Source organism: Pseudomonas sp. KBN12P06040, from assembly GCF_037574965.1.
GTDB lineage: Bacteria > Pseudomonadota > Gammaproteobacteria > Pseudomonadales > Pseudomonadaceae > Pseudomonas > Pseudomonas aeruginosa.
Window position 1 is genome coordinate 3,250,471 of sequence record NZ_JBBELS010000001.1, and the last position, 19,094, is coordinate 3,269,564.

Annotated in this window: 17 protein-coding genes; 3 read left to right on the forward strand and 14 right to left on the reverse strand. The window is 69.6% G+C overall.

Features of this window, described 5'->3' with window-relative positions; translation table 11 throughout:
• Complete coding sequence (locus VQ067_RS15360) at positions 1 to 1,476, reverse strand: flavin-containing monooxygenase (protein ID WP_023084306.1); 1,476 nt, start codon at positions 1,474 to 1,476, stop codon at positions 1 to 3.
• Between the two features lie 146 nt (positions 1,477 to 1,622).
• Here VQ067_RS15360 and VQ067_RS15365 point away from each other — a divergent pair, with 146 nt between their 5' ends.
• Together VQ067_RS15365 and VQ067_RS15370 are read left to right on the forward strand one after the other, a co-directional pair.
• The gene (locus VQ067_RS15365; RefSeq protein WP_009315681.1) at positions 1,623 to 2,657 is read left to right on the forward strand and encodes an AraC family transcriptional regulator; all 1,035 of its coding nucleotides are present in this window, start codon (positions 1,623 to 1,625) and stop codon (positions 2,655 to 2,657) included.
• A gap of 148 nt (positions 2,658 to 2,805) precedes the next feature.
• Positions 2,806 to 3,651 carry a CmcJ/NvfI family oxidoreductase gene (locus VQ067_RS15370; protein WP_033989885.1) on the forward strand — a complete coding sequence of 282 codons (846 nt, stop codon included), beginning with the start codon at positions 2,806 to 2,808 and terminating at the stop codon, positions 3,649 to 3,651.
• Position 3,652: 1 nt separating this feature from the next.
• Here VQ067_RS15370 and VQ067_RS15375 read toward each other — a convergent pair whose 3' ends face one another.
• The 13 genes from VQ067_RS15375 to kynR form a co-directional block, all read right to left on the reverse strand.
• The gene (locus VQ067_RS15375; RefSeq protein ID WP_014603795.1) at positions 3,653 to 4,609 is read right to left on the reverse strand and encodes a FecR family protein; all 957 of its coding nucleotides are present in this window, start codon (positions 4,607 to 4,609) and stop codon (positions 3,653 to 3,655) included.
• Positions 4,606 to 5,115 carry a sigma-70 family RNA polymerase sigma factor gene (locus VQ067_RS15380; RefSeq protein ID WP_003107976.1) on the reverse strand — a complete coding sequence of 170 codons (510 nt, stop codon included), beginning with the start codon at positions 5,113 to 5,115 and terminating at the stop codon, positions 4,606 to 4,608. Before VQ067_RS15380 ends, VQ067_RS15375 begins: the two co-directional genes overlap by 4 nt.
• 102 nt (positions 5,116 to 5,217) lie before the next feature.
• Positions 5,218 to 6,414, reverse strand: a complete 1,197-nt coding sequence (locus tag VQ067_RS15385) for an MFS transporter (RefSeq protein WP_033989888.1) — start codon at positions 6,412 to 6,414, stop codon at positions 5,218 to 5,220.
• Positions 6,401 to 7,681, reverse strand: coding sequence for an MFS transporter (locus VQ067_RS15390; RefSeq protein ID WP_009877822.1), 1,281 nt, complete (start codon positions 7,679 to 7,681; stop codon positions 6,401 to 6,403). The genes VQ067_RS15385 and VQ067_RS15390 overlap by 14 nt, the downstream gene beginning before the upstream one ends.
• On the reverse strand, positions 7,678 to 8,757 hold the full coding sequence (locus VQ067_RS15395; RefSeq protein WP_033955851.1) for an LLM class flavin-dependent oxidoreductase: 1,080 nt from the start codon (positions 8,755 to 8,757) through the stop codon (positions 7,678 to 7,680). Before VQ067_RS15395 ends, VQ067_RS15390 begins: the two co-directional genes overlap by 4 nt.
• A gap of 12 nt (positions 8,758 to 8,769) precedes the next feature.
• The gene (locus tag VQ067_RS15400; protein WP_033989889.1) at positions 8,770 to 11,421 is read right to left on the reverse strand and encodes a TonB-dependent receptor; all 2,652 of its coding nucleotides are present in this window, start codon (positions 11,419 to 11,421) and stop codon (positions 8,770 to 8,772) included.
• A 91-nt stretch (positions 11,422 to 11,512) separates the two neighbouring features.
• Positions 11,513 to 12,361, reverse strand: a complete 849-nt coding sequence (locus tag VQ067_RS15405; RefSeq protein ID WP_003088792.1) for a class I SAM-dependent methyltransferase — start codon at positions 12,359 to 12,361, stop codon at positions 11,513 to 11,515.
• Complete coding sequence (locus tag VQ067_RS15410; RefSeq protein ID WP_033989890.1) at positions 12,345 to 13,001, reverse strand: hypothetical protein; 657 nt, start codon at positions 12,999 to 13,001, stop codon at positions 12,345 to 12,347. Before VQ067_RS15410 ends, VQ067_RS15405 begins: the two co-directional genes overlap by 17 nt.
• Positions 12,998 to 13,900 (reverse strand): alpha/beta fold hydrolase, encoded by a 903-nt coding sequence (locus VQ067_RS15415; protein ID WP_033989891.1) that lies wholly within the window; start codon positions 13,898 to 13,900, stop codon positions 12,998 to 13,000. The genes VQ067_RS15410 and VQ067_RS15415 overlap by 4 nt, the downstream gene beginning before the upstream one ends.
• 10 nt (positions 13,901 to 13,910) lie before the next feature.
• Complete coding sequence (locus VQ067_RS15420; RefSeq protein ID WP_003088783.1) at positions 13,911 to 14,420, reverse strand: aromatic-ring-hydroxylating dioxygenase subunit beta; 510 nt, start codon at positions 14,418 to 14,420, stop codon at positions 13,911 to 13,913.
• 27 nt (positions 14,421 to 14,447) lie between these two features.
• Positions 14,448 to 16,280 carry an asparagine synthase (glutamine-hydrolyzing) gene (asnB, locus tag VQ067_RS15425; protein WP_003139621.1) on the reverse strand — a complete coding sequence of 611 codons (1,833 nt, stop codon included), beginning with the start codon at positions 16,278 to 16,280 and terminating at the stop codon, positions 14,448 to 14,450.
• An 87-nt stretch (positions 16,281 to 16,367) separates the two neighbouring features.
• The gene (locus VQ067_RS15430) at positions 16,368 to 17,642 is read right to left on the reverse strand and encodes an aromatic ring-hydroxylating oxygenase subunit alpha (RefSeq protein ID WP_015502997.1); all 1,275 of its coding nucleotides are present in this window, start codon (positions 17,640 to 17,642) and stop codon (positions 16,368 to 16,370) included.
• A gap of 201 nt (positions 17,643 to 17,843) precedes the next feature.
• Positions 17,844 to 18,320 (reverse strand): kynurenine pathway transcriptional regulator KynR, encoded by a 477-nt coding sequence (gene kynR / locus VQ067_RS15435; protein ID WP_003088777.1) that lies wholly within the window; start codon positions 18,318 to 18,320, stop codon positions 17,844 to 17,846.
• A 132-nt stretch (positions 18,321 to 18,452) separates the two neighbouring features.
• On the opposite strand from kynR, the gene kynB reads away from it, so the two are divergent.
• Entirely contained in the window at positions 18,453 to 19,094 is a 642-nt protein-coding gene (gene kynB, locus VQ067_RS15440) for a kynurenine formamidase KynB (protein ID WP_003128654.1), read from the forward strand.

The following is a 19,094-nucleotide window of genomic DNA, read 5'->3' on the forward strand; positions in this document are numbered from 1 at the left end:
TCAGCGGGCCAGGTCATAGTCGGCAAGCTCCGGCCGGCGCGTACGCCAGCGATAGACGAAGGTGTAGCCCGGCCAGTTGTTGGTGTTCTTGCCGGCGGCAGTCTTGTACCAGCTGTCGCAGCCACGCTCCCAGACGGTATGGCGCAACCCCTGTTGCACCTCCAGGTTGAAGCGCCGCTGGACCTCGGGCTTCACGTCGAGGTAGCGCAAGCCCTGCGCCTGGAGCTGGCGCAGGCAGCCGAGCACGTAGGGGAACTGGCTTTCCAGCATGTAGACGATGGAGTTGTGACCGAGGTTGGTGTTCGGCCCGTAAAGGATGAACAGGTTGGGGAAGCCGCTGACGCTAATGCCCTTGTAGGCTTCCGCGCCATCCGCCCAGGCCTGCCGCAGGTCGCGTCCGTCGAGGCCGAGGATGCGCATCGGGGCGAGGAACTCGGTGGCGGCGAAGCCGGTACCGAAGATGATCGCGTCGACCTCGTGCCGGCGGCCGTCACGGCCAACCACGGCGTCTTCGGTGACTTCGCGAATGCCCGTGTCGACCAGTTCGACATTGCTCCTGGCCAGCGCCGGGTAATAGTCGTTGCTGATCAGGATGCGCTTGCAACCCAGAGGGTAGTCGGGAACCAGCCGCGCGCGCAGTTGCGGATCGGCGATCTGCCGGTGCAGGTGACGATGGAAGCTCAGCCGCATCACCTTCATCAGCGCCGGGAAGGTCGCGAAGGCGAGCATCCGCGATTCGTGGTGCAGGTACTTGAGCCCCCGATCCAGACGTTGCAGCCACGGCCAGCGCGCCTTCAGGCGGCGTTCCCAGTCGGCGTAGGCGCGGTCCGGCTTGGCGATCACGTAGGGCGCGCTGCGCTGGAACAGCGACAGGCGTTGCACCTGCGGGGCGATCCGCGGGACGAACTGGATGGCGCTGGCTCCGGTGCCGATCACCGCGACCCGCTTGCCGGCCAGCTCGACCTCGGCGTCCCAGTTCGCCGAGTGGAACGCCGGACCCTGGAAGCGCTCCAGGCCGGGCAGGCGCGGCAGCAGCGGCCGGCTCAACTGGCCGGTGGCGCAGACCAGGGCCCGTGCGCGCAGCGTCTGGCCGTCGGCGCAGCGCACCTGCCATTCGCCGCTGCCGGCGTCGAAACGGGCCTCCTCCACCTCGCAGTGGAAACGGATCTTCTCGCGCAGACGGTACTTGTCCGCGCAATGCCGCAGGTAGTCGAGGATTTCCGCCTGCGGGGCGAACTTGCGCGACCAGTCGGCCTTCGGCTCGAAGGAAAACGAATAGAGATGCGAGGGGACGTCGCAGGCGGCGCCCGGGTAGCGGTTTTCCCGCCAGCAACCGCCGACGTCGGCGGCCTTTTCCAGCACCAGATAATCGTCGATGCCTGCCTGTCGCAGGCGGATCGCCAGGCCGAGACCGGCGAAGCCGGCGCCGACCACCAGCACCCGCAAGGGGGCTTCAGGGCGGGACTCGTTGTGCATTGTTGTGCTCCCGTTTGTTGCTTGCCACGCCGTCCGGCGCGATTCCGCCCAGCGGCGGATGGCAGCATCCTAGTTCGCCGGGGCGACTGGCGTTATGGCCGGGCCGGACATAAAGTTGTGATTTTCGGTCAACCTCGGACGCCACCATGCCCACTCCGCCCTGGTCTCCCCGCCGCAGCGCCATCAGCGCGCACCTGCTGATCCAGTTCGGCATCGACCGCGGCCTCGGCCTGGAGCAGTGCCTGGCAGGTAGCGGCCTGGATATCCGCCTGCTCGGCGATCCCTCCGGGGAAATCGACGCGGCCCAGGAACTGAGCGTCGTGCGCAACCTGGTCCGGCACCTGGGCGACGCCTGCGCACCGGGCCTGGCGGCAGGCCTGCGCTATCACCTCAACGCCTACGGCATCTGGGGCTTCGCCCTGCTCAGCAGCCCGACCTTCCTCAGCGCCGCGCAACTGGGCCTGCGCTACCTCGACCTGACCTTCGCCTTCCATGGCATCCGCCTGGAGGTACACGACGACGAAGCGCACCTGGTGCTCGACGACGCCGGCATTCCCGAGGACCTGCGGATTTTCCTCCTCGAACGCGACGCCGGTGGCGTGCTGCGCATCCAGCGCGACCTCACCGGGCAGCGCCTGCCGATCCTCCGCGCCGGCTTCCGCCGCCCACCGCCCGCCGATCCCGCGCCCTACGTGCGCGAGCTGGGCCTGTGCCCGGCGTTCGGCCAGGCGGACAACCGGGTGGTCTTCGAACGGCGCTTCCTCGACCTCCCGCTGCCCGGCGCCAATCCAGAGGTGGCGCGCGCCTGCGAGGAACAGTGCCGCGCCCTGCTCGCCCGCCGCCAGGTGCGCGGCGGTCTGGCCGGACGCATCCGCGACCGCTTGCTGAGGACGCCCGGCCACTTGCCGGACATGCAGACCCTGGCCATGGAACTGCACCTCACCGTGCGTACCCTGCGTCGCCGCCTGGACGACGAGGGCAGCAGCTACCGCCTGTTGCTCGACGAGGTGCGCCAGGCCCTCGCCGAAGAGCTGCTGGCCACCGGCGCGATTCGCCTGGAGGAGATCGCCGAGCGCCTCGGCTACGGCGAGGTGTCCAACTTCATCCACGCCTTCAGGCGCTGGAAAGGCATGACGCCGCGCCAGTATCGCCAGCGGCGACGACTCGGCGCGATGCCCTGAGCCGCTCCGGGCTTATTCCACGAAGGCAGGACGCCAGCGCTCGATGTTCGTTTCGCCGCCGCCTGCCAGCGGCTAGATTGGCCGTTCACGCGCGGCATCCGGCGGCGCGGCAGCGGAGGCATCTCCGCTGGCAACGGGAGAACGACACATGGGTTGCCAGCAACACGCATGGCCGGCGCACGGGCCGGAGCAGGTCGAGGCCGAGGTCAACTATATCCGCGACAACGGCCAACGGCCGGTCGCCTACACCTATCCGGCCCCCGCCGGGACGCCGCAGCGCAGCGCGCTGTTGCAGCCGACCCGGGTGGCGATCCGCAATGCGCGTCTGCTGGCGCAACCGGCCAGCCTGGAGCGCGAGGGTTTCCAACTGGTGCGCGAGGCGAGCGCGGTGGGCGATTTCGAGGATGAAGCCCAGGTTCGTGAACGCTACTACCCGGAAAGCATCGCCCTGCTCCGCCGCCTGACCGGCGCCGCCGAGGCGGTGATCTTCGACCACACGGTGCGCGTCGACCAGGCCGGGCGCGAAGAACGCGGCCTGCGCGAACCGGTGCGCTACGTGCACAACGACCAGACCCTGCGCTCGGCGCCGCGCCGGGTCCGCGATCACCTGCCGGCGGAACGCGCCGAACGGCGCCTGGCCGGACGCTTCCAGATCGTCAACCTGTGGCGTCCGTTCGGCCACCCGGCGCAGCGCGCGCCGCTGGCGTTGCTGGACGCCCGCAGCCTGGCGTTCGACGACCTGGTGGCCAGTGACCTGGTGTACCGCGACAAGGTGGGCGAAACCTACTCGGTCAAGCCCAACCCGGAGCACCGCTGGTACTACTACCCGCACCTGCTGCCGGAGGAAGCGCTGCTGCTGAAGATCTACGATTCGCGGGAGGACGCGCAGGCCCGCCTCGGCGCGCACACCGCCTTCGACGATCCCTGCACCCCGGCCGATGCGCCGCCGCGGCAGAGTATCGAACTGCGTTGCCTGCTGTTCTTCGACGAATGAGTCAGGCGGGGCGCAGGCTGATCCAGTAGTCGCTGTAGCGCAGCACGCGGATCGGCAGGCTGCGCCCGAGCATGTCCAGGGACGTGTGCATGTCGTCCAGCGGGAACAGACCGCTGACGCGGTTGCCGGCGATCTCCGCGTCGAGCTGGAGGATGCCTGGCAGATAGGGCCGGAAGGCCTCCGCGACCCAGGCCAGGGAACGGTCGTGGACCTCCAGCCAGCCGCTGGCCCAGGCGTCCTCTCCGGCCTGCATCGGGCCCTGTTCGAGCAGGCCGCCGGCATCGAACAGCAGGCTGCGCCGTGCCGCCACCACCAGTTGGCGTCCCTCGCCGGTGGTCAGCCGCGCGCTGCCGCGCAGGGTCACCAGGCGGATCGCCCCGCGCTCCTCGGCAAGCAGCAGGCTGCCGCTGGCGCAGTCCACCCGTCCGGAGGCGCAGTCGAGGGCGAAGGTGCCGCGCGGGTCCTCCTTCACTTCCAGGCGCAACGCGCCGCGCCGCAGTTCCAGGCGTCGCTGGGTGCCGTCGAACAGCGGCCGCGCCTTGCTCCGCGCGTTCAGGCGCAGGCGGCTGCCGTCGGCCAGCAACCAGTCGCGGCGCTCGCCGGTGCCGGTCGCCAGTTCGCCGGGCAGGCCCATGCCGGCCTGGACCCAGCGCTCCAGGCCGGCGCCGCCGGCGAGCAGGACGAACAGCCCGAGGGCGCCGCCGACGAAGCGCCGGCGGCTCGACGGCTGCTCCAGGGCGCGCAGCACGGTAGCGCTCGGCTGGCCGCGCCAGGGCGAGTCCTGTAGCGGCGCGAGGCTGCCAAGCAGTTGCCGGAACACCTCGGCATGCTCGCTCGACAGCGCCTTCCAGCGTTCCAGGGCATCGCCCTCGGCGGCGCTGAAGTCGCCGGATTGCAGGCGCACCATCCATTCGATGGCCTCCTCGACGATGCGTTGCCGTTCCGGCTTCTCGCTCATTCCTGGAATCCCCGGTAGCAGCAGTGCAAGGCATCCTTCATCAACTGGTGGATGCGCCCCAGGGACAATCCGAGGCGTTCGCCGATCTGCACGTAGGTCAGGCCTTCCAGCTGACTCATCAGGAACACTGCGCGGGCCTGCCCGGACAGGCCGTCGAGCAGGCGGTCGATGGCTTGCAGGCTCTCGATCAGCATCCACTGCTCGTGAGGCGACGGCTGCACCGCCTCCGGCGCCTCGGCGAGGATCTGCAGGTAGGCGCGCTCCAGGTCCTTGCGCCGCCAGCTCTCGTACATCAGGCGTTGCGCGATGGTCGCGAGGAACGCCCGCGGCGAGCGGATCGACGCCGGGTCGGGGAGCATCCAGACCTGCAGGAAGGCCTCGGCGGCGAGGTCTTCGGCGCTGTGGCTACAGCCGGTCTGGTAGGACAGCTTCTTGCACAGCCAGTCGTAGTTCTGCTGGAACAACTGGGCGATCAGGGTGTTCTTGATGGAGCCTTGGCTATCCATGGTAAGCGTTCGCTGCTGGCAGGCCACGCCACGGATAGCGGTAGTGAGCCTGGAGGTTGAGGAACGGCGCCCGGGGCTGTTCCCGTGGCGCGCGGTAGGGAATCAATCGAGGCGCTCCCGGCAGTCCGCCGTGCCCGCCGCTGGCCGCTGCGCGGACAGCCAGCCGCAGGCGGCGGCGCCGAGGATCAGCGCGGCGCCCCACCAGGGGAGCGCGCGCACCGCCACCTGGTCCACCAGGATCGCGCCGATGAAGGCGCCCAGGGCCACGCCGAGCTGGATCGCGCTGGTGTTGAGGCTGATCTGGATCGCCGCGGTGTCCGGGCTGAGTTCCACCAGGTATTTCTGGATCGCCGGCCCCGGCGCCATGTTGAACACGCACCAGAACACCACCGCGCCCAGCAGCAGCGGCAGGCCGCCGGTGGCGAACGGCAGCAGGACCAGGGCCAGTACATGCAGGAGCAGGAAGGCGACGAAGGTGGCCGGCCCCGGCCAGCGGTCGGCGGCACGTCCGCCGAGCAGCGCGCCGAGGATGCCGCCGCCCCCGTAGACCAGCAGGACCAGGCTGATGGTCGGTTTGTCGAGGGCCATGCTGCCGACCAGGAACGGCACGATGTAGGTGTAGACGGTGAACTGGCCGGTCATCTGCAACAGCGATGCCAGGTGGGCGAACGGCACCCGGCCCCGGGCCAGCGCCCGCAGTTGCTCCGCCGGGGCGATGCCGGGCGCGCCGGGGATGGCCGGCAGCAGGCGCAGGAGCAGCGGCAGGCCGAGCAACGCGACCCCGGCGAGCAGCAGGAACAGGCTACGCCAGCCCCAGAACTCGCCGATCAGGGTGCCCAGCGGTACGCCCAGCACCAGCGAGGCGACGATGCCGGCGAACACCAGACCGATCGCCCGGCCGCGCCGTTCCGGCGCGACAATGGCCACCGCCAGGGTGATCGCCACCACCACGATGACCGAGGCGCTGGCCGCCACCAGCAGCCGGCTCGCCAGCAACAGGGCGAAGCTCGGCGCGGCGGCGCTGGCCAGGTTGGCGCCGACGAACGCCAACAGCGCGCCGGCCAGCAGGCGGCGGCGCTCGATGCCGGCGCTGAGGTAGACCAGCAGCGGGCCGAGCAGCGCATAGACCAGCGCGTACAGGCTCATCAGCAACCCGGCCCGGCCCTGGCTGACGGCGAAACTGGCGGCCAGTTCGTCGAGCACCCCGGCCACCACCAGTTCCACCGTGCCGACCACGAAGGCCAGCCCGGCCAGCAGCCAGACGCCCACCTCCGCCCTGCTCCGTTCAGTCTCGCCCATGGCTGCGTGCCTCCCCGTCGATGGCATAGCGATAGCGCCCGAGCATGACCAGCAGCCCTGCCGCCACGCCGAACGCGCCGAGCAGGACCAGCGTCGAGCCCGCGTAGGAGCCCGCGCGGTCGTAGAAGTAACCCAGCAGCCAGGACCCCAGGCTGATGGCGATGGCGAAGGTGAAGGGCTGGATCGAGCCATAGATCACGCTGAAATGGCGCAGGCCGAAGTAGCGGCTGACGAAGTACTGGGTGGTGCCGGTCTCGCCGCCGGCGCCCAGGCCGATCAGGAACACCGCGCCCCAGAGCAGCGCCGGCGGTCCGCCGAGGAGCAGGAGCAGCAGCCCGAGCGCCGCCAGCAGGGCGAACGGCAAGGCGATGCGCGGGGTGTCGTAGCGGTCCAGCAGGTAGCCCAGCGCCGGTTGCGAAACGATCATGCCGACCCACAGCGCCGCCAGCACGTCGGTGGCGACCTCCCGCGACAGGCCGTGCTCCTGCAACAGCGGCACGCCATGCACCATCACGCCGGTGACGGCGAACACGCCGAGGATCAGGTTGCCGACGATCAGCCAGAAGTCCGCCGAGCGCCAGGCCTGGCCTGGCGTCGCTCCGGGCAGCGCGCCGGCTGGCGGGCGCCGCGCCTGCGGCAGGTCGCCGGGCCGCTCGCGGAACAACGCGTAGAGCAGCGGCAGCGCCAGCAGGCCTTCGAGCAGGCCATAGACGAGGAAGGTGGCACGCCAGCCGAAGGCGTCGATGCAGGCGCTGCCCAGGTACAGCGCCAGCGGCCCGCCGACGCCGAAGCCGAGTCCGAGGATGCCGTAGGCCGCGCCGCGACGACGCTCGAACCAGCCGCCGAGAATCCGCGCATAGGGAATGTTGCCCGGCGTCAGCAGGCCGAGCAGCGCGAACAGCAGGTATAGCTGCCAGCCGCTGCGCGCCAGCGCCAGGCTGGCCAGGCACAGGGCCAGCGCGGCGGTCAGCGGCAGGACCAGGGCGCGCGCGCCCCAGCGATCCACCAGCCAGCCCTTCAGCGGGCTGCTCAGGGCTACCGCCAGGCCCAGCAGGGTCACCGGCAGTGCCGACTGGCCACGGTCCCAGTCCAGGTCGGCGGCGATCGGCTCGATGAACAGCGAAAAGCTGCTGATCACCAGCCCGGTGGGGCCGAAGATCACCCCCACTACCGAGGCCAGCAGCACCCCACAACTGGCCACGCCGAACTCGCCGACGGCAGGCGCCGGCGCGACGTCCTCCATGGCCTCGCGGGCGACGCCGCTCATGCGTCGCGCCTCAGGCGCTCGATCAGTTGGCGGCGCAAGCGGATGTCCTCGGCGTTCTCGGTGGTGGCCTCGAGCTGGACGATCTCGATGCCGGCGCGATGAAAGGCCAGGATCTGTTCCGCCACCTCGCCGACGCTGCCCACCAGCACCCCGGCGAAGCTGCGCTGCACGGTATTCGCCACCCATTCGCGCAAGGCATCCGGCTCCAGCCGGGCGAGCCGGTCGCGCTCGCCGTCGCGGGCGACCTGCGGCGATGCCGCCAGTTCGTCGAGGGGCCGTGCCAGAAGCAGTTCGAAAGCGGCCTGGCGGTAGTGCTCGGCGATGTCCAGGGCCGCCGCCGGACTGTCGCCGAGGATCACCTGGAAGTGCTTCCAGAACTTCAGCCGCCGGCCCTGCTCCGCCGCCTCCTCGTTCAGCCTGCGCTTGAGCTCCGCGGTCTGCGTGGGGCTGGCGAAGTGGCCGGCGTAGACGTCAGCGAAGCGCACCGCCAGGCGTTGTGCCTGCGCCGAGGAGCCGCCAACGGATAGCGGCGGGCGCGGCCGCTGGATCGGCAGGAAGCCGCTGCCGGCGTCCTCCAGCCGGTAGAACTCGCCGTGGTAGTCGAAGGGGTCGCGGCTTTCCAGGGCGCGGGTGAAGACCTCCAGGTACTCCACGGCGCGCCGGTAGCGTTCGTCCTTGTCGGCGAAGTCGCCGTCGCGGCGCACGTCGGCGTCGCTGGAGCCGATCACCAGATGTACGCCGGCGCGCCCGTTGGACAGGCCGTCGAGAGTGGCCAGGGCGCGCGCGGCAACGGTCGGCTGGGCGCTCCCCGGTCGGTGCGCGACGGTGGCGCGCAGGCGCGGCGCCGCGGCCAAAGCCCAGCCGGCGACCAGCCAGGGGTCGGGCCAGGCAGCGGAAACGGTGAACAGTGCGCCGTCGAGGCCGTCCGCCTCTTCCAGGCGGGCCTTCTGCTGGATGTCGAAGGCACTCACCGCGCGACTGCGGGTGTCCGGCAGGAAACGCGCGGCCTGGCGGGCGAAGGCACTGTCGCCGATGACCGCGGAGGCGCGCACGCCGCCGCGCAGTTCGATGCTCATGGTTCGTCCTCCTTAGAAGGTGTAGGCCGCGCCGAGGTAGTAGAAGGCGCCGTTGAAGCTGATCTGCGAGGCATAGGTGTCGTACTGGTTGAAGCCGAGGTAGGCGCTCTCGGCCGGCAGCTTGTCGGGCTTCACGTCGAACAGATTGTTGGCCCCGGCGCTCAGGGTCAGGTTGCGGCTCGCCGCATAGCGCAGGGCGACGTCGGTGATGTACTTGGGCGAGTTCTCGAAGCGGTTGAAGACCGTGGTCGAATAGGCATGCTCGCCGGTGTAGTAGTCCAGTTCGGAAACCGTCTTGCTGTAGCGCGTTTCGCGCAGGGTCAGGCCCCAGCGCCGGTAGCTCCAGTCGGCCTGCAGGCTGACCTGGCTGCGCGGCGTGGAGCTGGTGATCCAGGCCTGCTGCTGGTCGTTGAGCAGCGGCTGGCCGTTGCGCCCGCGATGATTCCTGACCAGCTTCGTGCGATTGACGTTGGCGCCCAGCCGCCAGTCGATCCGGCCCCACTCGCCGAGCCGGGTCAGGTAGCTGGCGGTGAGGTCGAGGCCGTGGGTACGGGTGTCGGCGCCGTTGGTCATGTAGTGGGTGCTGACCTGGGTCAGTCCGGCCGGGATGCTGATCCCGCCGGCGCGCAGCGCATCGATCGCCGGCTGTCCGGAATAGGTGGCACCGTCGACGATGCGGTCGCGGATCTCGATGCGATAGGCGTCGATGGCCAGGTTCAGGTCCGGCAAGGGATCGAGCACCAGGCCGAGGTTGTAGCTGATCGACTTTTCCGGCTCCAGGTCCTCGGCGCCGAGCAGCCTGGCCGCCGGCGAGTTGACCGCCAGCAGGCCGCTGGCGATGGTCGGCGAGACGCCCAGGCTGGTGTAGTTCTCCTGGGCCAGCGACGGCGCGCGGAAGCCGCTGCTGATACTGGCCCGCGCCGATACCTCGGGGCTGAAGCGGTAGCGGCTGGCGAGCTTGCCGTTGGTGGTGCTGCCGAAGTCGCTGTAGTGCTCGTAGCGCGCCGCCGTCTCCAGTTGCCAACCCTCGCCGAGGGCGGTGGACAGGTCGAGATAGGCGCCGAGCACGTCGCGGCTCCACTGTCCGGCGCTGGCCGGCGCCTGCCCGGGGAGCGCCTTGGAACCGCCGTTGTAGTAGGACCAGGGATCGCCGGCCTCGACCTCGTAGAGTTCGCGGCGTTGCTCCAGGCCCCAGGAGAAATTCAGCGGCGCCGGCAGCCAGGCGAGGTCGAAGTCGCGGCGCAGGTCGAGATTGTTGGTCCACTGGGTGGCCTTGTAGCGCGCCAGGTCGAAGGAGCGCGGCGAATCGCCGGTCTCGCCGTAGAGGGCGAGGTTGATCGAATGGTCCATGCCGATCTCCGGGCGGTCGGCGCCGTAGGTCGAGCTGAGGTCCCAGTCCCAGGCGCCGAACAGCTCGCCGCCACGGGCGCCGAGGGTCAGCGAATAGTCGTCCTCGTCGCTGGTGATGCGCGGGGTGAAGCCGTTCGGATAGAGCCGCGGCGCCAAGGACGGCAACTGGTAGATCTGCGCCGAGGACACCGAGCGATGGGTATAGGTGGCGAAGCTGTACAGCTCGACGTTGTCGTCCAGCGCCACGCCGGCGTTGTAGGCCAGCGCCTGGCGGTGCAGCGAAGGGTCGCCGATGGACGGGTTGCCGTAGCGCCCGGTGCGCTGGTCGATGCCTGCGCGGATGGTCCGCGCCTGCTCGCGGAACTGCGCGCTGAGGTTGAGGAAACCGCTCTCGCCGAAACGCAGGCCGCCATTCACCCCGCCGTTCTGGGTCAGGCCGTCGCCATCGCCGTAGCGACCGTTGTCGTAGGCGAGCCGGCCGCCGTGGTCGGCCGACTTGAGGATGACGTTGATCACCCCGGCGATGGCGTCCGAGCCGTACTGCGCCGAGGCGCCGTCGCGCAGCACCTCGATGCGCTCGATGGCGGCGAGCGGGATGGTGTCCAGGTCGACCCCGGTGGAGCCGCTCTGCAGCCCGCCGCTGACATTGATATTGGCGGTCTCGTGGCGGCGCTTGCCGTTCACCAGCACCAGCACGTGGTTGGGACTCAGGCCGCGCAGCGACTGCGCGTTGGTCAGCGCCGAAGCGTTGTAGGCCTGGGCCTGGCGCGACAGCGAGGGCAGCAGGCGCACCAGGGCGTCGCGCAGGTCGCCGCTGCCACTGTCGCGCAATTGCTCGGCGCTGACCACATCGATCGGTGCCAGGCTCTCGCCGGCCTTGACATCGGCCTTGCGGGTGCCGGTGACCACCACCGTGGCCAGGGTCCCGGCGGGCTTCGCCGCCGGCAGCGCGGCATCCGGCGCCGTGGCGCGTTGCAGGCTGAGCACCCCGGCGGCGCTGCGGCTGTATTCCAGGCCGCTGCCCTGCAAGGCCCGCTGCAGCGCCTGCTCGACGCTGTAGGAGCCCTGGATCGCCGGTGCCGGCAGGCCCTCCACCAGGTGCTGGTCGAAGGCGATCGGGGTGCGACTCTGGCGGACGATGCTCAGCAGTACCTGGGCCAGTTCGCCGGCCGGGATGTCGAAGCGCTGGATCTCGGCGCGGCTGGTGGCGCGGACCTCCTCTGCCGCCGACTCGCCGGGCTGGCCAAGGCAGGCCAGGCCGACCGCGCAGAGCACGGGGACGAGTCGAAGACGTGGCGAACGCGGGTTGGGCATGGTCGGTTCATCCTTGAGCGGTTGCGGATGCCACCGAGTGCAATTGCCCGTACCGATTTTCAGCCGCGCGGCAGACCGATTGCGCATAAGGTTATGCCTCGCCCTCCCGCGCCCGGCAGCGCCAGACGCTGACCGGGATTTCGCTGACCTGTCCGTCGGCCTGCATGCGCCGCTCGGCGATCCGCCCGAGGCGGACGAAGAATTCCTCCAGGCGCGTCGCCGGCACCAGCGGTGCGAAATAGGTGCCGAAGGTGGCGGCGTGGAAACGCTGGTACTCGGCGGAGTCGGCGACGCGCAGGGCCGCCGGGCGGGAGACGATGGAGTCGACCCGGAAGTGCCGTTCGACGCGTTCGCGCAACGCCTCCCGGCCACGGGTGCGGGTGCCCATCGGCAGCAGCCCGGCTTCCGCGTAGAGCGCCGCCACCCGCTCCGGCGCGGCCAGGCCCATCTCGACCAGGGCCTGGGCGACCAGGTCGTCCTCGCCGCCGAGGCCATCCTCGGCGAACGGATGGTGCGAGGTGAACAGGAATACCCCCTGCGCCTCAAGGTGCCGCGCGACCCACCGGAACAGCCGCTCTTCATCGGGATACAGCCAGTGCAGCACGGCGGTCATGCTGATCAGCTCGAAGCGTTCCGCCAGCGGCGGCAGGTCGAGCAGGTCGCCCTCCAGCAGACGCGCCTCGACGCCAGCCCCGCGCAACTGCGCGCGCGCCTGCTCCAGGCGCAGCGGCGAACGCTCGATGCCCCACAACCGTTGCAGGCCGGGCCAGCGCCGGGCGCCGCCGAGCAGCAGCGAGCCGATGCCGCAGCCGAGATCGAGCAGGCTGCGCGGCTCGATGCCGGCGCGGTCGAGCACCCAGTCCTGGTCGCGACGTTGCAGCAGTTCGCTGGAATCCTGGTAGCCGTCCAGGCTGCGCGCCTGTTCAATGATCGCGTTCATGTACGCCTGCTCCTTGGTTGAGGCTGTCCGCCGTGATGGTCCATACGCAGCCGTGGCCTTGCGGCTCTTCGTAGAGCCGCCAGTCGGCGCGGCAATCGCTGGCGGCGACGAACGCCGACAGCAGCTTGGTGCAATAGGTGCAGGCCGACTCCAGGGTGATCGGCACGCCTCGGGCGCGGGCGCGCTCGCGGTAGTCCCAGATCGCGCAGTGACGGTTGTGGAATACCGCGCGCCCGCCAGCCTCGGCCTGCACCTCGAAACGCGAACCGTAGAGCGCGGCCTGGCGTGCCAGACGGTCGGCGGCGCTGGCCGGATCGCCCCGCCCCGCCGGTTCCAGCGCGCGATAGATGCGCGCGGTGGCGCGCGCCCAGTCGTCGAGCCGGTAATCCGCCGGGCGCGCGACGATGAACTGTTCGATCAGCGCCTGGGCGCGGAAGAACACCGCCTGCCAGGCTTCGGCGCGCAGGTCGTCGGTCGTCGGCAGATCGGCGAATATCCGCGCGCTGGTCGCCACCCAGTCCCCCAGGTCTTCACGCCGATGGCGCTCGGCGAGGTAGGCGGACATCGCCGCGTGCACCTCGAACACCCGCTGTCGCCAGAGCGTCGCCTGCGCCGCCGGATCGCGTTCGACGGCGCTCATCGGAGCGCCTCCCGGTGGCTGGCGAGAAACCCCAGCAGGTGCTCCAGCACCGCGTCCGGCGCGTCCTCGGGAAGCATGTGGCTGGCGCCGATGGCGGCGCCCTCGACCTGCCCGGCCCAGGTCTTCCAGATTTCCAGCGGATGCTGCCCGGCGGCGTAGGGGCGTTCCTGCCAGAGCACCTGGACCGGGCATTGCAGGCGCAGGCCGGCGTCGCGATCGGCCTGGTCGGCGTCGGCATCGACGCCCACCGCGGCCCGGTAGTCCTCGCACATCGCATGGCGCACGGCGGGGTCGCGGAACGCCCGGCGGTAGCTTGCCAGCGCCTGCGGGTGGTAGATGTCGCGGCCCTGGGCCATGCGTCGCAGGGTGTAGTCGAGGAAGTGCTCCGGATCGGCGCCGATCAGGCGCTCCGGCAGGTCGTACGGCTGGGCGAGGAGGAACCAGTGGTAGGCGTTGAGGGCGAAGGCCTTGTTCACCGCGGCCCAGTTGTCGAGGATCGGCACCACGGTCAGCGAGACGAAGGCCGCGACCGCCTGCGGATGGTCCAGCGCCAGGCGATAGCCGACCCGCGCGCCGCGGTCGTGGCCGATCACCGCGAAGCGTTCGAAGCCGAGCTGGCCCATCGTTTCCAGTTGGTCGCGGGCCAGCGCGGCCTTGGAATAGTCGGCGCCCTCCTCGTCCAGCGCCCGCGATTCGCCATAGCCGCGCAGGTCGGCGAGGACCACGCTGTAGTCCTCGGCCAGGCGCGGAGCGATGCGATGCCAGGCCAGGTGGGTCTGCGGATAGCCATGCAACAGCAGCAGCGGCGGGCCGCTGCCCTTCACGGCGACGCGGAGGCGCGCGGCGGAGGTGTGCAGGGTCAGGTAGTCGAAGCCGGGCAGCAACGGATCGGTGCTCATGGGCGGCGCCTCACAGGATGATGCTGATGCGCCGCTGGGCGCTGATGGTCTCGTGGTCCAGGCGGATCTCCCGCGAGACGATGCGCAAGCCCTCGGGACCGTCGCGCAGGACATGGCTGGCTTCGCCGACGAAGTTCCAGGCCTCGCGGTTGCGGAACTGATGGACGACGAAGTTGCTGCGGCTGCTGACCAGTTCGCCCTCGACCCGCTTCAGCCGCACGTTGCCCACCAGGCGGCGGGTGCGCGAGCGCGGCTGCTCCATCCAGGTATGCCCGCCGAGGATGCTGTCGACCCGCTCGCGCAGGCGCACGTGGTCGTCGTCGATGATGTACAGGCTGTCCTCCGGCGCCTGGCCGGCCAGTTGCTCCTGCAAGGGCAGCACCCGGTAGCGTGCGGCGCGCTCGAACAGCGCGAACCAGGTATCCAGCAGGCGGTCGTCGAGCAGCTCGGCTTCGGCGACGAGGAAATCGCTGACCCGCGCCAGCAGGTCGCTGTCGGGACGGGACAAGGCAAGGCTCATGAGTATCCTCCGGGAAGAAAGTGCCGCTCAGAGGCTGATGTCGACCCCATGGCGGGTCAGCCAGCGGTCCAGGTTCAGCAGGTAGGCCAGGCCGGCGGTCGGGCTCGCCGAGGCACGCGGGCTGGGCAGCGGCGTGCCCTGTTCGAGAGCCTGGCGGACCCGCCCGGCGTCCACCAGTTCGAACAGCGGCGAGCGGCCGTCGGCGAGCAGGCGGCCGACCCGCTCGCGCAGCAGCGCCAGGTAACGTGGGTCGGGGTTGGCCGGGAAACCGCTCTTGCGCCGCTCCAGGATCGCCTGCGGCAGGTGCCCGCGCAGGGCCCGGCGCAGCAGGCTCTTGCTTTCCCCGGCGACGCTCTTCAGCGCCCAGGGCAGGTTCCATACGTACTCCACCAGGCGGTGGTCGCAGAACGGCACGCGCACTTCCAGGCCGACCGCCATGCTCATCCGGTCCTTGCGTTCGAGCATCGCCGGCAACCAGCGGCTCAGCGCCAGGTAGGCGACCTCGCGCTGGCGCCGCTGGGCGGCATCCTCGCCATCCAGTCGCGGCACTTCGGCGAGGGCCTCGCGGTAGCGCGCCCGGATGTATTCCGGCGCCGCCACCCGTTCGGCGACCTCCCGCCGCAGCAGTTGCCAGGGCCCGCTCTTGCCGGCCAGCCAGGGGAAGCCGTCGTGTGCGAGGGCGCTCGGGTCGTGGAAGAACGGGTAGCCGCCGAACACCTCGTCGGCCGACTCGCCCGACAGCGCCACCGTGGTGTGCTCGCGGACCTGGCGGAACAGCAGGTAGAGCGAGGCGTCCAGCTCGCCCCAGCCGGGCAGGTCGCGGGCCTGGAGCACCGCCTCGTCCTGTTCCAGCACCTCTTCCGGGGCGACCAGCACGGTACGGTGCGGCGTACCGAGGAAGTTCGCCGCCAGCTGCGCATAGGGTTCGTCCCAGCTGCTTTGCCAGGGCGTCGGGACGAAGCCGCGGCCTTCGCCGGGGAAGTCCACGGAGAAGGTCGGCAGGCGCCGCGCGTCGCCATCCAGCGCGGCCACCGCGAAGGCGCTGATGGCGCTGGAGTCGAGCCCGCCGGAAAGCAGGCTGCCCAGCGGGACGTCGGCCACCAGCTGCTCGGCCACTGCCTCGCGGAGCAACTGGCCGGCGCGTTCGGCGCTGTCCTCGGCGCCCTCTTCGTGACGTTCCGCGCGCAGCGCCCAGTAGACCAGCTCGCGCACACCATTGCGGTCGAAGCGCAGCGCCTGGCCCGGCCGGACCTGGCGCAGGCCCTTGTACAGGCCGTGGCCGGGAGTCGGCGCGGTGGTCAGGGCGAACAGCTCGGCGATGCCGCTGGCGTCGAGCACCGGGTTGGCCTCGGGGTTGGCGAAGATCGCCTTGGGTTCCGAGGCGAACAGCACGCCTCCGGCGGTCGGGTAGTAGTACAGCGGCTTGACCCCGAAGCGATCGCGCACCAGCCACAGGCTCTGCTCGCGCTCGTCCCACAGGGCGAAGCCGTAGATGCCGCGGAGCCGGGCGAAGGAAGCCTCGCCCCATTGCAGATAGGCGCGCAGCACCACCTCGGTGTCCGAGCGGGTACGGAAGACCTGGCCCAGCGTCTCCAGCTCGGCGCGCAGCTCGCGGAAGTTGTAGACCTCGCCGCTGTAGGTCAGCGCCACCCGCCCGCCAGCCTCGGCAAGCATCGGCTGGGCGCCGTTCTCCAGGTCGATGATCGCCAGGCGCCGATGGCCGAGCAGCGCGTGCCGCGACAGCCAAAGGCCTTCGGCGTCCGGCCCGCGCGGGGCCAGGGTACGGGTCATGCGTTCGAGGATGCTGCGCTGCTCGCCGAGGTCGCGGCTCCAGTCGGTCCAGCCGGTGATTCCACACATGGATGACGTTCCTTGCAGTGACCCTTTATTCCCCGCGTAGCCAGGGCGGCGCGCAGGGATCTGCAGGGAGCGATGGTTGAAGACGGCTCAGACGGCCACGGCGAGACGCCGCAGGGCGGCGGGCTGCTGCCCGAGCCGGCGGCTCCATTCGCGCCAGAAGCCGCGGTTCTGTTCCTCGTCGACGTGGCGGCGGGTTGCCGGTCCCATGCCACGGGAGAAATCGCTGTAGCCGAGGGCGGCGTGGGCGTAGGCGCGCTGACAGGATTCGAGGATCTCGACGTCGTCGGGGGTGCCGAAACCGCCCGGGCCGATGAACGAGATCAACCCATTGATCCGCGCCGCCCGCTCCTCGCGGGTCTCATCGGCGAAGCCGGCGCCCCATACGGTGACGCTGACCTCATCGGCGGCGGTCGGGAAGAACGAGCGGATGTTCAGGCCGAGGATGTCGTTGATCACCAGGTTGGGAAAGATGAACAGGCTTTTGTTGGTGTGGGCGATGTCCTCTGCCCGCGCCTGCCCGAAGCGTTCCACCAGGCGTTCGAACTTGGCGGCGATGGACGGCTTGAGCGCTTCCGGGAACAACGGGCTCCAGTAGGCGATCGGCCGTCCGGTGGACGGCGGGCCGCTGATGATCAGCGCGTGGCCGTTGCCCAGCGCCTCGCCGCGACCGTGGCGCTTGTGCGACTCCGGATCGGTGCCGAGGCTATTCAGGTATTCCAGGTAGCGCTTGTGGGCGAACGGCAGGTGGTAGGCGTCCACGCCGTTTTCCGCGAGCAGCTTCCAGTTGGCCTTGATCGAATGCTCGAAGCCGCCGGGGATGATCTCCAGTTCCGCCTCGGACTGGTCGCAGATCAGGTCGATGTAGTCCTTCGCCTGGCCCAGGTAGGTTTCCAGGGACGCTTGCCGGGCGCCGTAGTGGATGAACAGGAAGTTGCGGTAGATCGCGTGTTTCACCCGTGTCAGGGACAGCTCCGGATGGCATTGCCCGGCGTGTTGGTAGGCGGCCTTGTCCGGCAGGCCGATCAGGCTGCCGTGGCTGTCGTAGGTCCAGCCATGGTAGGGACAGGTGAAACGCTGGCTGTTGCCCTGGCGCTCGGCGCAGACCTTGGCCCCACGGTGCGCGCAGGCGTTCAGGTAGACCGCCGGCTCGCCATCGGCGCGACGCTGGATGATCAGGTTGCGCCCGCCGACGTCGCGGGTGATGAAGTCGCCGGGCTCGCGCAGCTCGCTGAGGTGGGCGGCATACAGCCAGCTGTCGTCGAATATCTCGTGCAGTTCGCGCCGGTGCAGTTCCGCGGAAACATAGGCCTGGCGCCTGACCCGGAAGTAACTTGCGTCGTCGGTCTCGATATATTCACTCACCGCCTAACCTCCGTGTAACGTTGACAACCCGGCAACGGGGACGGAGGAAACCTAGCACGGGGAAAATCAATTCCGGCAGACTATTTATTCATTAGCTAATAACTCGTAACCCCATGAAAAAAGACAAAATAATTATTTCCCTCGGCGACTGAAAATTCGTCCCTCTCATTGCACTCATGCTTTTATGAGGGGTCGCCCCGTTCAACTCTTCAGGTTCACCAGGTCGAGCAGGTCGGCACCGGCCTTGATCTCCTGCAGGACGATTTCCGAGCGGATGTCGGTGACGCCGGCGGCGCGGTTCAGCTTGTTCACGATGAAGTCCGAATAGTGCTTGAGGTTGCGCGCCCGGACCCGTAGCACATAGTTGGTGGCGCCGGTCACCACATAGGCGGTGACTACCTCCGGCCAGTCCCGGACCCTGGCGATGAACGCCTCGTGCCAACCCTCGACGTCCTGGCGCAGCGACACATGGACGATGGCTTCCAGCTCCACGCCCAGTCGCTCGGCATCCAGTTCCACCGAGTAGCCGCGGATGATCCCCTCGCTTTCCAGCAGGCGCAGCCGGCGCAGGCAGGCGGATGGCGAGAGGGAGACCTTCTCCGCCAGGTCCTGGTTGCTCATCCGCCCGTCCTGCTGCAGGTGACGGAGAATGCGCAGATCGATGGCGTCCAGGGACATGTGCAGTTCCTATCAGAATTAATAGCTATCTTCGAATTTTATGCGAATAGATTGCCATGCGACCTTGCATTTCGCACGAAAATTCTCCGAAATCTCGTTCATTATCATTCGCTGGATTTCCGGAGAAAAACAATGACTTCGCTCCGCTACTGGGACATCAGTCCCGCCCTCGATCCGAGCACGCCGACCTGGCCCGGCGACACGCCGTTCCAGCAGGAATGGGCGGCGCGGCTGGACCAGCAGTGCCCGGTCAACGTCGGCCGGATCACCCTTTCGCCGCATACCGGCGCCCACGTCGACGGCCCCCTGCACTACCGCGCCGACGGCCTGCCCATCGGCCAGGTGCCGCTGGACGTCTACATGGGACCGTGCCGGGTGATCCACTGCATCGGCGCTAACCCGCTGGTGACCCCCGAACACCTCGCCGGCCAGCTCGACGACCTGCCCTCGCGGGTGCTGCTGCGGACCTTCGAACGGGTCCCGGCGAACTGGCCGGAAGGCTTCTGCGCTATCGCTCCGGCCACCATCGAGTGCCTCGCCGAGCGCGGCGTCAGGCTGGTCGGCATCGACACCCCGTCGCTCGACCCCCAGCACTCCAAGACCCTCGACGCCCACCACGCGGTGGGCCGCCACGGCATGGCGATCCTCGAAGGCGTGGTCCTCGACGACGTGCCCGCCGGCGACTACGAACTGCTCGCCCTGCCGCTGAAATTCACCCACCTCGATGCCAGCCCGGTGCGTGCCGTGCTGCGCGCCCTGCCTACCGCGGAGTAA

What these genes read in the sequence shown, in the direction of transcription:
- VQ067_RS15360 (WP_023084306.1), bottom strand. Translation starts at nt 1,476, where the DNA reads ATGCACAACGAGTCCCGCCCTGAAGCCCCCTTGCGGGTGCTGGTGGTC.
- VQ067_RS15365 (WP_009315681.1), top strand. Translation starts at nt 1,623, where the DNA reads ATGCCCACTCCGCCCTGGTCTCCCCGCCGCAGCGCCATCAGCGCGCAC.
- VQ067_RS15370 (WP_033989885.1), top strand. Translation starts at nt 2,806, where the DNA reads ATGGGTTGCCAGCAACACGCATGGCCGGCGCACGGGCCGGAGCAGGTC.
- VQ067_RS15375 (WP_014603795.1), bottom strand. Translation starts at nt 4,609, where the DNA reads ATGAGCGAGAAGCCGGAACGGCAACGCATCGTCGAGGAGGCCATCGAA.
- VQ067_RS15380 (WP_003107976.1), bottom strand. Translation starts at nt 5,115, where the DNA reads ATGGATAGCCAAGGCTCCATCAAGAACACCCTGATCGCCCAGTTGTTC.
- VQ067_RS15385 (WP_033989888.1), bottom strand. Translation starts at nt 6,414, where the DNA reads ATGGGCGAGACTGAACGGAGCAGGGCGGAGGTGGGCGTCTGGCTGCTG.
- VQ067_RS15390 (WP_009877822.1), bottom strand. Translation starts at nt 7,681, where the DNA reads ATGAGCGGCGTCGCCCGCGAGGCCATGGAGGACGTCGCGCCGGCGCCT.
- VQ067_RS15395 (WP_033955851.1), bottom strand. Translation starts at nt 8,757, where the DNA reads ATGAGCATCGAACTGCGCGGCGGCGTGCGCGCCTCCGCGGTCATCGGC.
- VQ067_RS15400 (WP_033989889.1), bottom strand. Translation starts at nt 11,421, where the DNA reads ATGCCCAACCCGCGTTCGCCACGTCTTCGACTCGTCCCCGTGCTCTGC.
- VQ067_RS15405 (WP_003088792.1), bottom strand. Translation starts at nt 12,361, where the DNA reads ATGAACGCGATCATTGAACAGGCGCGCAGCCTGGACGGCTACCAGGAT.
- VQ067_RS15410 (WP_033989890.1), bottom strand. Translation starts at nt 13,001, where the DNA reads ATGAGCGCCGTCGAACGCGATCCGGCGGCGCAGGCGACGCTCTGGCGA.
- VQ067_RS15415 (WP_033989891.1), bottom strand. Translation starts at nt 13,900, where the DNA reads ATGAGCACCGATCCGTTGCTGCCCGGCTTCGACTACCTGACCCTGCAC.
- VQ067_RS15420 (WP_003088783.1), bottom strand. Translation starts at nt 14,420, where the DNA reads ATGAGCCTTGCCTTGTCCCGTCCCGACAGCGACCTGCTGGCGCGGGTC.
- asnB (WP_003139621.1), bottom strand. Translation starts at nt 16,280, where the DNA reads ATGTGTGGAATCACCGGCTGGACCGACTGGAGCCGCGACCTCGGCGAG.
- kynR (WP_003088777.1), bottom strand. Translation starts at nt 18,320, where the DNA reads ATGTCCCTGGACGCCATCGATCTGCGCATTCTCCGTCACCTGCAGCAG.
- kynB (WP_003128654.1), top strand. Translation starts at nt 18,453, where the DNA reads ATGACTTCGCTCCGCTACTGGGACATCAGTCCCGCCCTCGATCCGAGC.